This window comes from Coriobacteriaceae bacterium, assembly GCA_025993015.1.
Classification (GTDB): Bacteria; Actinomycetota; Coriobacteriia; order Coriobacteriales; family Coriobacteriaceae; genus Collinsella.
In genome coordinates, this window is the sequence record DAJPFV010000001.1 from 1,310,315 (window position 1) to 1,324,954 (window position 14,640).

General features: G+C 59.3%; 8 protein-coding genes and 1 tRNA gene. 5 read left to right on the plus strand and 4 right to left on the minus strand.

Annotated features, from left to right (window positions below):
• The 4 genes from tsaE (at nt 1) to OIL77_05560 (ending at nt 7,953) form a co-directional block, all read left to right on the plus strand.
• On the plus strand, nt 1–507 hold the full coding sequence (tsaE, locus tag OIL77_05545) for a tRNA (adenosine(37)-N6)-threonylcarbamoyltransferase complex ATPase subunit type 1 TsaE (GenBank protein HJI44865.1): 507 nt from the start codon (nt 1–3) through the stop codon (nt 505–507).
• Entirely contained in the window at nt 494–2,878 is a 2,385-nt protein-coding gene (gene tsaD, locus OIL77_05550) for a tRNA (adenosine(37)-N6)-threonylcarbamoyltransferase complex transferase subunit TsaD (protein ID HJI44866.1), read from the plus strand. The genes tsaE and tsaD overlap by 14 nt, the downstream gene beginning before the upstream one ends.
• A gap of 809 nt (nt 2,879–3,687) precedes the next feature.
• Nucleotides 3,688–5,577: a carbon starvation protein A gene (locus OIL77_05555; protein HJI44867.1), complete on the plus strand. Its 1,890-nt coding sequence runs from the start codon at nt 3,688–3,690 to the stop codon at nt 5,575–5,577.
• Between the two features lie 183 nt (nt 5,578–5,760).
• Nucleotides 5,761–7,953, plus strand: a complete 2,193-nt coding sequence (locus OIL77_05560; GenBank protein ID HJI44868.1) for a hypothetical protein — start codon at nt 5,761–5,763, stop codon at nt 7,951–7,953.
• Between the two features lie 741 nt (nt 7,954–8,694).
• Here OIL77_05560 and OIL77_05565 read toward each other — a convergent pair.
• The 4 genes from OIL77_05565 to OIL77_05580 all read right to left on the minus strand — a co-directional run bounded on the left by OIL77_05565 (nt 8,695) and on the right by OIL77_05580 (nt 13,408).
• Nucleotides 8,695–8,769, minus strand: a tRNA-Gln gene (locus tag OIL77_05565).
• 38 nt (nt 8,770–8,807) lie between these two features.
• Nucleotides 8,808–9,713: a peptidoglycan-binding protein gene (locus OIL77_05570; GenBank protein HJI44869.1), complete on the minus strand. Its 906-nt coding sequence runs from the start codon at nt 9,711–9,713 to the stop codon at nt 8,808–8,810.
• Nucleotides 9,714–9,851: 138 nt separating this feature from the next.
• Nucleotides 9,852–10,877: a polyprenyl synthetase family protein gene (locus OIL77_05575; GenBank protein ID HJI44870.1), complete on the minus strand. Its 1,026-nt coding sequence runs from the start codon at nt 10,875–10,877 to the stop codon at nt 9,852–9,854.
• Between the two features lie 113 nt (nt 10,878–10,990).
• A complete protein-coding gene (locus tag OIL77_05580) occupies nt 10,991–13,408 on the minus strand; it encodes a PTS transporter subunit EIIC (GenBank protein HJI44871.1) in 2,418 nt (805 codons plus the stop codon).
• 262 nt (nt 13,409–13,670) lie between these two features.
• Between OIL77_05580 and OIL77_05585 the strand changes: the two genes are divergently transcribed.
• Entirely contained in the window at nt 13,671–14,390 is a 720-nt protein-coding gene (locus OIL77_05585) for a GntR family transcriptional regulator (GenBank protein ID HJI44872.1), read from the plus strand.
• Nucleotides 14,391–14,640 lie beyond the last annotated feature (250 nt).

Here is a 14,640-nt window from a genome sequence, read left to right on the forward strand (position 1 = left end):
ATGTCCCTGGAGCGCCTGGGGGTAGGTACTTACAAAACGACTTGCGCTGCCGATACGGAGTACTTTGGCGAGCTAATTGCACCGTGCCTTGAGGACGGCGATGTGCTCATCCTGACCGGTGGCCTGGGAGTGGGCAAAACTCACTTTACCAAGGGCGTCTCGCGCGGGCTGGGCGATGGGCATATGGTTACGAGCCCTACGTTTGCGCTCATGGCCGTTCACGATCAAGGTCGTATTCCGCTGTTTCACTTTGATCTATACCGCCTGGAGCATGCCTACGAGCTCGAGGATACGGGCATTTTCGATGTGCTGGGCTATGAGGGTGCTTGCCTGCTGGAATGGGGCGAACAATTCCAGGACGAGCTGACGGATGAGTATCTTTCGGTGACGCTCAAGCGTGATGAGGGCGACAGCGATGTGCGAACGATAACGCTTGAGGCGCACGGTGACCGCGCAATGGAGCTTTCCCATTTGATTGATAAGGCTGTACAAGATGAGCTTGCATAACGACAACGCGCTGGTGGTGGCGCTCGATACCTCGACCGACATGCTTGCCTGCGCGGCAAGCTGGATTGATGGACAGACGGGCGAGACGAAGCTCGTGAGTGGCGACCACATGTGTCGCCGCCACGCCAACGTTGAGCTCGTGAATACCGTTGATGGCGTGCTGGCTCAAGCCGGTCTGGATCGCAGCGATGTTGGTTACTACGTGGTCGGCCGCGGCCCGGGGTCGTTTACGGGTGTGCGTATCGGCATCTCCACTGCCAAGGGCCTCGCGCGTGGTGCCAATGTTCCGCTGCTGGGCGTGTCGACGCTCGACGCTTGCGCTTGGACGGCGTGGAAGGCTGGCGTGCGCGGCAAGCTTGGTATCTTGGCCGATGCTATGCGCGGTGAGGTATATCCGGCGCTGTATATGCTGGTCGATGAGGGTCCCGAGCGCCAATTTGAGCGCGAACACGTGGTCAAGACCGCCGTGGCGCTCGATGAGTGGCGCCAAGCGGCGGACTGGGACCAGGTTCAGCTGACCGGTGACGGTCTCGTGCGCTATGGCAAGCTGCTGGGTGAGGACGAGACCGCCCGCTGCGTGGAGCGCGACCTGTGGTGGCCTTCGGGCGAGGGCTTGCTGCTCGCGCACGCTGCGGGTGACGGCGATCCGGCTCGCGTCCTGCCGATTTACACGCGCCTTTCGGATGCCGAGGAAAACGAGCGCAAGCGTCTTGGTCTTGCCGAGAGTGCGCAGAGTGAAATTACGGGCGTTGCCGATGAGCTCGCCGGTCGTCATCTGCAGTTCCGTCCCATGGGCGCGGCGGATGCCGAGGGCGCGAGCGCGCTGGAGGCTGCCTGCTTTGAAGGTGCCGGACACGAGGCGTGGACGCCGGGCATGTTCCTGTCCGAACTGGGCGAGGACGTCGCTGTGCCGCGTAGTTGGTGGGTAGCACACGACGACGGCAAGCTGCTGGGCCTTGCCGGCGGTATGGTCGTGGACGGTGATGTGCAGATTCTGGATGTCGCCGTCGACCCGGTACATCGCCGTGAGGGCATTGCCCGCAAACTGCTGTCGCACGTGAGCTATGATGCCCAGATGCTCGGCTGCACCACGGCTTCGCTCGAGGTCGAGGACGGCAACGAGGGAGCGATTGCGCTTTATAACGCTCTGGGCTTTACCGAGGCTGGCCGTCGCCGCGGCTACTATGGTGCCGGCAAGGATGCCATCGTCATGACGGCTCCGCTGCCCCTCGTGCTTCCGGTCGACAATGCTTCGCCCGAGCCGACGGCGGCAGAGCAGCGCGTATGGCCGCTGCCTGCGCCTGGGCGCTCCGAGGGGGAGCGTGCCGAAATTGAGCGCCGCCGCCTAGTGCTCGCTATCGAGAGTTCCTGCGACGAGACGGCCGTGGCGATTATCGATGCGGATGGCAATATGCTGGCCAACCAGGTGTCGACACAGATTGATTTTCATGCCCGCTTTGGCGGCGTGGTGCCCGAGATCGCCTCGCGCAAACACGTTGAGGTGATTGTGAGTGTCGTGGATGCGGCGCTCGAGGATGCCGCAGCATCGCTTGGTCTTGAGGGTGGAGCCATTGCCCCCAGCGAGCTTGCCGCCGTGGGCGTGACACAGGGTCCGGGCCTGGTGGGCGCCCTCGTGGTGGGCGTTGCCTTTGCCAAAGGCTTTGCCTACGCTGCCGGCAAGCCGCTCGTATGCGTCAACCATCTGGAGGGGCACCTGTTTGCCAACCTGTTGGCGCAGCCCGACCTCAAGCCGCCGTTCATCTTCACGCTTGTCTCGGGCGGGCACACCATGCTCGTGCACGTGAAGGCGTGGGGCGACTACGAGGTGCTCGGTGAGACGCTCGACGACGCCGTGGGCGAGGCCTTCGACAAGGTGGCCAAGGCGCTGGGCCTGGGCTATCCCGGTGGCCCCATCATTTCCAAGCTGGCCGAGACAGGCAATCCCCGCGCGATTGATTTCCCCCGTGCGCTCAACAGCAGGGGAGACTATCGTTTCTCGCTTTCGGGCCTTAAAACGGCCGTGACGCTCTACATCGAGCAGGAGACCAAGGCCGGGCGCACGATTCACCTGCCCGATCTGGCAGCTTCGTTTGAGGCAGCTGTCTTTGACGTGCAGTACAAGAAGGCCAAAAACGCATTGCACGCTACCGGATGCAAGGAATACTGCATCGGCGGCGGCGTCTCGGCCAACCCGCATCTGCGCGAGATGATGATCAAGAAGCTTGGGCGTCAGGGGATTCGCGTAACGGTGCCGCCCTTGTCTGCCTGTACCGATAACGCAGCCATGATCGCGGAGGTCGCCCGCCGTAAATTCGACCGAGGTGAAATCTCGCCGTTCGACGTCGACGCCGATCCGAACATGACGCTGTAGCTGGTACGGCGCGGTCCCCGGACGGAGGGGCCGGATATAAGGTTTCCCGCTCTACAGTCCTGCGCAAGACGAAGGCCACATTAAGTGGCCTTCTTTGCGTGCGGAACTCGCGATAAACCTTATATCCGGCCCCTCCGTCCGGGGACCTTTCTGTATCGATGCGGCTTCTGAGCCGGATTGGCGTCGACAACGTCCAACAAGGTTAACAAGCCAGCGTCGAATTTTCGGCGTTCTTTAGCTGAAAGAAAAAGTTGGTGTGCGGAGCTTTGCTCCGCATTTGGGATGGGAGCCCCTGAGAGCCGCGGGAGCCGGGCGGCGCATATGAACTTTATCGCGAGTTCCGCACGCAAAGGAAAGCACTTAATGTGCTTTCCGTCTTGCGCAGGACTGTAGAGCAGGAAAGTTCATATGCGCCGCCCGGCTCCCGCGGCTCTCAGGGGCATCTCTCATGCAAAAACTGTCGTGGGGTAAAGTCCGAGGTCAGTGGCGTTTTATACCGAGAAATTCAAAAAAAGTTGAAAATTCATTACATATTTGCGTTGACTTTAGGTAACTAAAGTTTCATACTCCTTTTCAACCACTGGGGGATGTGAACACGCACGGATCGTTCACATCATGATTGAAGAGGATTTCTTAGACATGTTCACGCATCAGCTAAACATTATCAGCGTAGTAATTATCTGATGCGGGTTAGCACATACAGCTAGCCCGTACGATAACGGGCGGCTGATGAAGATGAGGGCCGTCGAGCGCAACCGACGGCCCTCATTTTTTATGTCTAGGAAGTTCTTTTTAGAGGAGGAAATGTAATGAACGGAGTTTTGCTCATGGTTGTGGCCGCGGCGGTGCTCGCCTGCGGCTATCTGGGCTACGGCCGCTGGCTGGCCAACAAGTGGGGCGTTGACAAAGAGGCCCTCACGCCGGCCAAGCGCATGAAGGACGGCAACAGCTTCTCGCCCGTCTCCGCCTTCACCGCGTTTTCGCACCAGTTCAGCTCGATCTGCGGTGCTGGTCCTGTCACGGGTACGATCGTCGCCATGGCCTTTGGCTGGCTGCCCGTCGTGCTCTGGGTCCTCGTCGGCGGCATCTTCTTTGGCGCCGTCCACGACTTTGGCGCCCTGTACGCCTCGATGAAGAACAACGGCAAGTCGCTCGCTCAGCTCATCGAGAAGTACATCGGCAAGACCGGCCGTCGCCTGTTCCTGCTGTTCTGCTGGCTGTTCTGCATCATCGTCATCGCCGCCTTCACCGACATGGTCTGCAAGACGTTCATGTTCACCCCGGCCGTTGACGCTTCTGGTGCTGCTACCGGTGCCATCGACTTCACCAAGTCCTATGCCGCCGGCTGCGCTGGTACCATCTCCATCCTGTTCACCTTCGTCGCTATCGCCTTTGGTTGGGCCCAGAAGAAGTTCAACCTCACCGGCGCTGCCGAGTTTGTCACTGGCGTGGTGCTCATGGTTCTCATGTTTGCCGTCGGCATGCAGTTCCCGGTCTACCTGGACAAGTTCCAGTGGTTCGCCGTTGTCATGGTCTACCTGGTCTTTGCTGGCGCCATGCCCATCCAGATGCTCAAGACCCCTCGCGACTACCTCACTTCCATCATGATGATCGTCATGATCGCCTGCGCTGTCCTCGGTATCGTCGTCCTGGGTGTTAACGGCCAGGCCACCATCACCGCTCCGGCCTTTACCGGCTTCTCCAGCGCTTCTGGCATGATGTTCCCGGTCCTGTTTGTTTCCGTTGCCTGCGGTGCCCTCTCCGGCTTCCACAGCCTCGTTTCTTCTGGTACCTCCTCCAAGCAGGTCGAGAAGGAGCAGGACGCCGTCAAGGTCGGTTATGGCGCCATGATCGTCGAGTCCTTCGTCGGCATCCTTGCCATCATCGTCGCCGGCATCATGTTCTCCGATATGAACACCGCCGGCACCGGTGCCCTCAACGCCGGCGTCGCTTCCACCCCGTTCCAGATCTTCGCCGCTGGCATCTCCCGCGGTATGCAGGCCTTCGGTGTTGACGGCACGCTCGCTACCGTCTTCATGACCATGAACGTCTCCGCTCTGGCCCTGACCTCGCTCGATGCCGTCGCCCGCATCGCCCGCACCTCGTTCTCCGAGTTCTTTGCCCAGACCAACGACGCCCTGGCCATCGAGTCCAAGGCCGGCTACATGAAGGTTCTCGGCAACCCCTGGTTCGCCACGGTCGTCACCCTGCTTCCCGGTCTCGCCCTCGCCTTTGGCGGCTATGCCAACATCTGGCCGCTCTTTGGTGCTTCCAACCAGCTGCTCGGCGGCATGACCATGATCACCCTCGCCGTGTTCTGCAAGTGCACCGGCCGCAAGGGCTGGATGCTCTACGTGCCCGTCGCCTTCCTGCTCTGCTGCACCTTCACCTCGCTGGTCCAGAGCGCCATGGGCTGCATGACCGCTGTCCAGGCTTACGGCTTCTTCGGCACCATCCCGGCTACCGCCACCACGGCCGCCGTCTCCGTCGCCGCCACCAAGGGCTTGCAGCTCGTTTTCGCCGTCCTGCTGATGGTCCTGGGCCTCATCGTCGCCGTCAACTGCCTCAAGGAGTTCTTCGGCAAGGAGGCCGGCTCCATGCCCGACGAGGAGCCCGAGTGGTCCGAGATGGGCAAGGCCGAGTACGGTCGCGCCACTGCCGCTGAAGCTCCTGCCGACGCCGAGGCCGCCAAGGCCTAGTCGGTCGGACGGGTTGAATCTCCCATCTATTTGACTCGGAAAGACCGGGTCCGCAATCAAGCGGACCCGGTCTTTTTTCTTGTGAGAACAGGTGGTGCAAGGGCGTTCTCGCAGATGTTTTGCGTGGATAGGCTCGTGCGTTGTACCATAAGGACGTATATGTGTGCATATGAAAGGGGCCCCGTGGCCAAGACGGTATATTCCGATAATCAAAACAATGTCGATGCTCTGGCTGAGCGTCTGAGCAGCCAGACGTCGCTTTCTGCCGAGCGCGCCAAGCTGGTTGCCTACGACCTGCTCTGCCGCAAGGCGCTCAAGATTAAGTCGAGCGCGCTGGCGCAGATTTTCCGCTCCGTCGATAAGGAATGCGACACCAAGGCGATGCGCGATGAGCTTATCGCGGCAAATATCGTGACCAAGATCGAGGGCAGCGGCATTAACGGGCGCCCGGCGTTCTATACCATCAATGTCGAGATCCGCGATGCCCAGGAGCAGCCTGCCGAGTCCGTCGAAGATTTTGTCGTCGAGGATTCCGCTGACGTGCCTGCTGTGGAAGAAGCTGCTCCGCGTGAGCATGTTGATACCGATGAGTTGCTCGATGAGAACGTCGTGCGTGCCTTTACGGCCAAGGCAGGACGCGGCGGTTTTGGCGGGGGTGGCAAGCGCGATGCGCAGCGCCGCGCCCAGCAGGAGCGCTTCCGTCGTGCCGTTGCTCAAAAGGGTGAGACGGATGCCGAGGCTGTTGAGAACGAGGTTGCTGCCGAGTCGCAGAGGCCCGCGAAGGAGCAAAAGCCCGTGGAGGCCCAGGAGCCCCAGCGTCGCCGTGGTGCCCACTTTAAGGCTGCGCAGCAGGATGTCGCGCATGAGGTTGAAGAGCTTTCCGAGGCTGCAGACGATGTTGAGGAGTCTGTCAAGAAGGCCCCGGGCTCATGTCGTCCCGGACGTGGTTTTGCGAGGCGCGCGTATCCCGTAAGGCGTCAGGAGAAGGGCGAGCCGGCTTCGACCACTCAGGACAAGAAGGCCGAACAAACCGAGAAAACCGTTGAGCCGGCGGCTCGCGAGCAGCAACCTTCCGAGTCGCAGCCTGCGGCTGACACTGAGGTCAAAGCTCAACAGACCGCTGATAAGCAGGCGGGGGAGAGCGCCTCAGGCAAGCCCCGCCGTCGTCGTCACCGCGGCGGTCGTGGCTCAAATGCCGAGGCCGCGGCCGAGAAGACAGCGACACAAAACGGAGATGAGAAGGCCGAGACTCCGGTGGATCAGGTCAAGCGCCAGCCGGCGAAGGAGAGCAAGTCCGATCGTCCGCAGAAGCAGGCGTCTATGCCGAAGCGCGAGCGCAATCCCCAAGGCGATTCTAAGCGCAAGTCTCAGAAGAAGCCGGAGTCTGCCGCAGTAGATACTGCTGCCCAGCAGCCCGAGTCGGCCGCCCACGGCGAGGTCTCGGCGCTTGCCCTTGCCCGCGTTTTAGGCAGGCAGCTGTTCAAGGTTGTCCCCACGCCTATGGCGCTCTCCAAGATCAAGGAGCAGCAGACACAGATCGTAAAGGTCGAGGGCAAGGACGGCAAAAAGGCTCCGCAGCGCACTCAGCACAACGAGATGTCCAACCGCAAGATTGCCGAGGAAATCGCAATCATCCAGGCTTGGATCGAGCAGAACCGAGGTGCCGATACGCCGGTTGCCTCGCGCCGTCAGCGTGCCTACCAGATCTTTAACGACGAGAAGGCTTTTGACGGCAAGCACGGTGAGCGCCTGATCAGGCGTATGACCGAAAAGGGCATCAGCATGCAGGCGATCAAGGTCGCCCCCAATCGCCCCGTGCATTTTACGGGCTTCTTTACGCTGGGCGCCGACAAGCCGTTCATTATGGTCGAGAACCTGGACACCTACGACGAGATCGTCAAGCTGCTGCGTGGCCGCAAGCACGCCAAGCTCTTTGGCATCAAGGTGGGCGGCGTGATTTTTGGCGGCGGATGCAAGGCGAGCGTCTCGCATGCCTTGGACGATTATCTGGCCGAGATTGGCTATCGCTTTAACTACGTCTACTACGTAGGCGATATCGATCGCGAGGGCGCGCGCATCGTCGAGCAGGCTCGCAATGCCAATGTGGTTGAGATTCGCCTGCATGCCGGCATGTACCGCGCCATGCTCGCCGAGCATAAGCGTCGCGTGAAGGCCGGCGGCGAGTGCGAGCCCGCGGCTGCCAACCAGGGCGTGCCGCAGAACTTGGCGGCGACGATCAAGGATCTGCCCATGGTCACGCGCGTGCAGTTCCGCAATGTGCTGCGCGAGGGCGGGCGCATTCCGCAGGAGATTCTGATGACCGCCGACTATCGGGATGGCGACTCGGGAAGCTTCGACCGCATGCTGAACAACTAAATTCCGCCGGCCCCGGGAGAGCGGGGACACCGGCTTAGGTTTCCTGCTCTACAGTCCTGCTCACGACGGAGGCCACATTAAGTGGCCTCCTGTTCGTGCGGAACTCGCGATAAACCTAAGCCGGTGTCCCCGCTCTCCCGGGGCCTGTCGTGGCTTGGCCGTTGCATGCGGCTCGCTTTTCGGAACGGGGCTGACGGACACGTTCCGAAATCTACCACCGTCGCTGTGCAGGGTGTCTATAAAGAGCCGTGGCCAAAAAACATCAAATATGAGTACTGATACTCTTTTAGTAGCAGTAATTTTGACCACATTTAAGGTGATTTGACGTGTCGATCGAGCAGATAAGCTGCCGTATCTCCTCAAGTGTTCATTAAAGGAAGACCTTGATGCGAATAAATCTCATTAAGATCTTCTTTTATTAACGAAAATAATGTAGCTACAACGGTAACAGTACTCATATTTGCCGTTTTTTGGCCACAGTCCTTCGGAGGGTCCTCGAAAATAGTCCCGAGCCGGCACTTGGGGACGTTCCTATAATGTCGGCACTTAGGAGCGTCCCCAAGTGCCGACACCGCGTCTGCCTGCGGCGGCCGCGCCCCGCTGCGTCGCTTCGCTCCTTGCGTGCTGCGCTGGAAAACGCTTCGCGTTTCCTCAGCTCCGCACCCTTGCGGGTTCGAATTCCTCCGCTTGCCCACAAGAAAGCGCCCTGGGCCGTTATGGGCTTAGGGCGCTCAGTTTTAATGGCTGGGACGGAGGGATTCGAACCCCCAACAGCCGGCACCAAAAACCGGAGTTCTACCGTTGAACTACGTCCCAATGTGTGGTGTTGCCCAAAAGCAACTCGTTTAGTTTACCTAATCTGCGAGGGCATCGCAAACGCCATCGAGCAGGCGCACAGCGAGTGTCTGCGCGTCGCTGGCCGTGAAGGTGCCGTTGTAGCGCGTCATGCCCGTGAGCTCAATGCGAATGCGAGCCGGCTTCTGCTGCGCGGCGACATTGGCAGTGCGGATGCGCTGGGCCAGGTTGTGGCACTCGGCGAGGGCAATCGTGGCGCGCGGTGCGGCGTCGGCGGGCAGCTCATCGCTTGCGATCTCGAGCACCAGGTCAACGTTGGTTGGGACCTCGGAGTCGCAGAGCATCATGCCGCTGTTGTCGGTCGTTGCCGTGGCGATATTCCACATGCGCGACGCAACGCTGCGTGCGATGGGGTCCTCGCCGATAACGGCAATCTGGAAGCGCTCGAGCACGTTGGCGGCGCGAGCAAAACCGATACGGGACTCGGCTTCGGTGACCGAGGGCTTGCCCTCCCACACATGGTGCAGGCGGTTGATGTAGGCGTAGGTGTCCTGGAAGGCCATGCCGTCGGCAAACAGGCCGACATTTTCCTGGAACTGCTGCAGGGCGGCCTCGGTATGCGGACCAAAGTAGCCGTCGTCTTCGCCACAGGCAAAGCCCAAAACGTTGAGAGCGCGCTGCAGGGCCTGCACATCGGCGCCATGGAAATTGGGCATGCGCAGATAGAGAGTGCGGTCGCCCAGCTTATACGAAGCGTCTACAAGGGCGCTCCAGCAGGGGATATCGACGGCATGACCGGCAGCAAGGCCGCTGTCGAGCCTGAAGGTGCTGACGGCCTGCTCAGTGGTGGCTCCAAAGTACTTGTCGGTGACTTCGGCGGCATCAATCGTGTAGCCGAGCTGCAGGAGACGAGACTGCACGTCCTCGACGGCTGCTCCTTGCATGCCCGTTGTAATAGGTTCCATGAACGAACCCCTTTCGGCGTACCATTCGTACTATTTGAGCGTCTGTCGGATAGACAACGCAAAGGGATGCATAAACATGCACTCAACAGTGTAGCAAGTTGTGCCTAAATACGCTGCTGACAGGTTTTATAACCCCCGTTAGTTAAGACGCTCCACAAAGAAATCTGCCATGGAGAGGAACAGCTCGCGTGCGTGCGGATCAAGCTCAACGTTCTCGATGGCCGCTTTGGCCTTAGCGGTCAGGTCGAGCGCGTAAGTGTGGGCGTAATCGATGGAGTCGGTCTCCTGGAAGATCTCCACGGCGCGTGCGAGCTGCGCGGGATCATCGGTGCCCGAGGAAAGAATCGCCTCGACCTCGTCGTGGTGGCGCTCATCAGAGAGGGCGTGTACGGCGACAAGCGTGCGCTTGCCCTCGGTGATGTCGGTGCGGAAGTCCTTGTTGGCGGCTTCCTTAGTGCCGACAAGGTTGAGCAGGTCGTCCTGAATCTGAAAGGCAAGGCCTGTGTGCAGGCCAAAGGCGCGCAGCGCTTCGATTTGCTCATCGCTGCCGCCGCCGATAATGGCTCCGGCGGCAAGCGGCGTGGCTCCGCTGTAAAACGCGGTCTTGTGCGTCGCCATGTCCAGGTAGTCATCAACCGAGATATCAAAGCGCCCGTCACGGACCCAACCCAGGTCGAGCGCTTGACCCTCGATGGTGCGGACGATCATCTCGGTAAGCTCGTGGAGCACGCGCAGCTTCACGTCGGACTCCAGCGTGGGGTCGTCGAGAACCGTCTTGGTGACCATAGTGAGCGCCAGGTCGCCGCAATTGATGGCAAGGCCCGTGCCCTCGGTAAGGTGCATGCAGGGCTTGCCTCGACGAAGCTGTCCGTTGTCGGCGATGTCGTCGTGGATCAGCGCGCCCGACTGGAAATGCTCGATGGCTGCCGCGGCGCTGCGGGCGCTCTCAAAGCTACCGCCCACTGCGGTTGCGGCGAGCATACAGATAAGCGGGCGGTGGCGCTTGCCGGCGTTGGCCGTAAAAGCCGAGAGCGGCGCATACAGGTAGCGCTCGATATCGGCAGAGGTCGCCTGTCCGTCAAAGAACGTGGCCAGATAGTCGTTAATCTGGTCAAAGTGCTGGGCTAAAAAGCTGGTAAACGGACTGGACACGGGTTCTCGCATTCTTTCTGAGGTTGCGTTGATGCAATATGCAGACAACATATTGCCACATTAGGGCGTTTGGCGCGGCAGTTTTGGCGATTTGGGACAACGGGCGTGCGTTTGATGGAGCGCGCCTAAATCAGCCCAAAATGCTCGAGCGCCGCAACGACACCGTCGTGATCGACGGTGTCGGTCACGTAATCGGCCTTATCCTTGAGATAGTCCGGCGCATTGCCCATGGCGATACCGACATCGACGGCGTTCATCAGCGAGACGTCATTGCTGGCGTCGCCAATGCCGTATACGGTTCCGTGGTGGGGATCGAGGGCGTCGAGTACAGACTGGATGCCCCCGCGCTTCGTGCATTCGCGGGGCGAGATTTCGGTTACCTCGAGTTCGAGCTCGTTAAAGCACAGTAGCGGCTCAAGTGCCTTATCTTGAGCGATGTGGTTGGCGAGTGATGTAGACATCAAGATCTTGTAGACACTGTAATGTTGCAGCTGCGTGACTGCGTCGCCCAGGGTGCGCGCGTATCCGGGAGCATCGGGCGCATCGGCACTCATGCGCACGACGCCGTTGAGGCCCTCAAAGCGGATGACCTCGCCCGATTGCTCAAGATAGGGGGCAAGATGCTGCAGCATGCTGGGTGTCATCGACAGATCGCGAATTGCGTGTCCGTTGATCTCGGCGTAACCGCCCGCAAGACAGACGATGCCGGTCCAGGGCAGCTCAAGAAGTTTGGGGTGGATGCAGCTCAGGGTACGTCCCGTGCAGATAAAGGCCATGTTGCCGTTGGCGACAAACTCGCGGATTGCCTGCGAAACCGCCTCGTTGGGATAGGGGGAGAGGTCCCGCTCGTCTTCGGGAAGGTCTTGGGCGAGCCTGGGGTCTTGCCAGGCGAGCGTTCCGTCGATATCGAAGAAGCAAATATCGCCGCGCTTATGGGCTGCGCTGGCGGCAGGGGAGGCCGAGGTGGTGGGCACAAATTCCGGCTCGAGGCCCATGATCTGGTCAAAATGCTCTTTAACGCGGGGAACGGAGATGCCGATGATCACCTGGGCGGTCTTGCCCGTAATGATGAGGCCCTTGGCGCCCACCGCGACAAACGACGCGTTATCTGCAACGATGGAAGGGTCTGCGACCTCGACGCGCAGGCGCGTGGCGCAGTTGGTTGCGCCCACGATATTGCCAACGCCACCTAAAAGCTGAATTACCCGCTCAGCGAGGACGTGATCTTGATCGGTTCGACTATTGACCTCGTCATTGGGAGATTGCTCTTTGGCAAAGTTGCTTCCCGTTAAACAATCGATTGCCGCGCGATTGGCGACATGATCCTCGCGGCCCGGAGTCTTAAGGTCATAGACCAAGATGAGTGCTCGAAAACTAACAAAAAAGATGAGGCTAAAGGCAAGGCCGATACCGAGCGCCAAAAGATAGGCACCGGCATGCGTGCGCATGAGCGGAATAAAGTTGAAGGCTGCCATCTCCATCAGGCCGCCCGAGAAGATGCCGACGATGCCAAAGAGATTCATGGTTGTGGCAAGGCAAGACGATAAGACGGCGTAGAGCAAAAAGAGCCCGGGGTGGGTGAACATAAAGAGAAACTCGAGTGGCTCGGTAACGCCGCAAACCACCGAGGCGATGATGGCGGGAACAAGGATGACCCTGAGGCCGGCGCGGCGCTCGGGTTTTGCGGTGGAGTAGAACGCAGCTGCGATGGCAGGAAGGCCAAAGAGCTTGACCCAGCCGGTGGCGGTAAAACCGGCCCACGGCGCAAGCTCATTAAGGGGGCGCGTGCTATGGGAGAGGATGGGGAGCAAACTGCTCCACGTGGCGTAGATGCCGTCGTTAATGACCAGGTTGTCGTAGTAGATCGGCATGTAGAGCAGGTGGTGCAGGCCAAAGGGCTCGAGTGCTCGTTCTAAAAAGACAAAGATACCCACGCCAAAGGGACCGACGCCTGCAAGCGCGTGACGCAGCGTATCAGTTACATCGTATACGTAGGGCACGATGGCGGCCGAGATAGCGGCAAGGGCAAACACGGCAAAAAAGCTGATGAGGTAGACCAGCGAGGAGCCCGAGAAGGTGCCGAGCCAATCGGGAATTTTGGCATCGTAGAAGCGGTCATGGATGGCGACGACGGTTGCCGATACCGCCAGCGGGCCGATAATGCCGGTGTCGAGCGTCTTGATGCCGTCGATGACGGTGATACCGCTGGCGGAGGTCAAAGATGACGGGTACTCAAGTCCAAGGTTGTCTCCGCTCAGCTTAATGATCTCGCTCAAAAAGAAGCAGTAGGCAAAATAGGCGACGAGAGCCTCGAGGCAGCAACGAGCCGGTTGTTTTTGGGCAAGACCGATGGGCAGCGCTACGGCAAAAAGGAGCGGGAGGCGTTTAAAGACCGTCCACGAGCCGCGCTGGATGATGGTCCAAAAAACGTACCAAGGGGTTCCGTATACGGCGAGATCGCCGACGATGTCCGCAGTCGTTGCGAGAGCGGAGACGCCGACCATGAGGCCTGATATAGAAAACAGCATGGCGGGCGCGAACATTGCCCCGCCAAAGCGTTGGATTTTTTGCAGCATGTTCTGCCTTCCGAATATCGAGGCGCGTTGCGCGTGGGGAAACGTTTAAACAATGGATTCATTGTAGAGGACCAGACGATTGTCGTACCGGCAGTTTTGAGCGAAACCGATTTGGGCATGACAGAAACCGTCAACGGTTAAATCCTGTCGCTTTACCGATATTCGGTTTAAACAACTTTAAGAAATGCTATCGTGCCTAGCCGGAAATGAATAATGTAGAGGTGAAACAATGCCAAAAGCGATATACGAAGGAATCTACCGAGAAATACGCTCGCGCATCATTAATGGGACCTATGCGTTTCAGGAGATGCTGCCAACCGAAGCCGAGCTGACCGCGGAATTTGGCTGCACGCGCAATACCGTCCGCCGCGCTTTGAGCATGCTGGCCGACGGGATGTTTGTGCAGCCCATACACGGCAAGGGCGTGCGCGTTATTTGGCTTAAGGGCGAAACCGACATGTTGGGCGCACTCGAAGAGGTTGAGTCGTTTGGCGAGTTTGCAAAGCGCAACAATGCCGTTGCATCGACGGACGTTAAGTCTTTTGAACATCTGGTCTGCACCGAGCAACTCTCTCGTCGCCTGGGCTTTAAGGTGGGCGAGAAGTTGATTCGCGTGGTGCGCGTCCGTAGCCTTAACGGTAACGCTCGCCAGGTGGACCACGGCTATTTTCTGGAGTCGATCGCCAAAGGCCTGACACCCGAGATCGCCGCAAGGTCAATTTACGACTATCTGGAGCACAAGCGCGGCGTCAAAGTGATGGCGAGTCGTCGTACGGTGAGTGTCGAGCTCGCCAACGATGAGGACTGCAGCTACTTGGACCTTGGTAAGTACAACTGCGTCGCCGTTATGGAGAGCCAATCGTACACCTCGGACGGCATCTTGTTCGAGGTCACGCACGCCCGTACGCACCCCGAGATCTTCCACTACCGCGTCAACTCCAAGCGATAGCCGGCTAGCTCGCAGCCTGACGAGACTCATGCCCTCAAAGCGAAAACGCCCGGTCAAACCGACGATGTATCGGCTTGACCGGGCGTTTTCTCTATATTCGATAACAAATAATTGTTTATACAAAACTTGTCAAGTATCAAGTTGAAATTACCGTTCACCGATGTTTTTCTACCGCTCTAGTAATACTTGTTCAAACAACTAGCCAAATAGCGTATTGTACAAATCAGCAAAAGGGGCAAAGTCCCCGAGC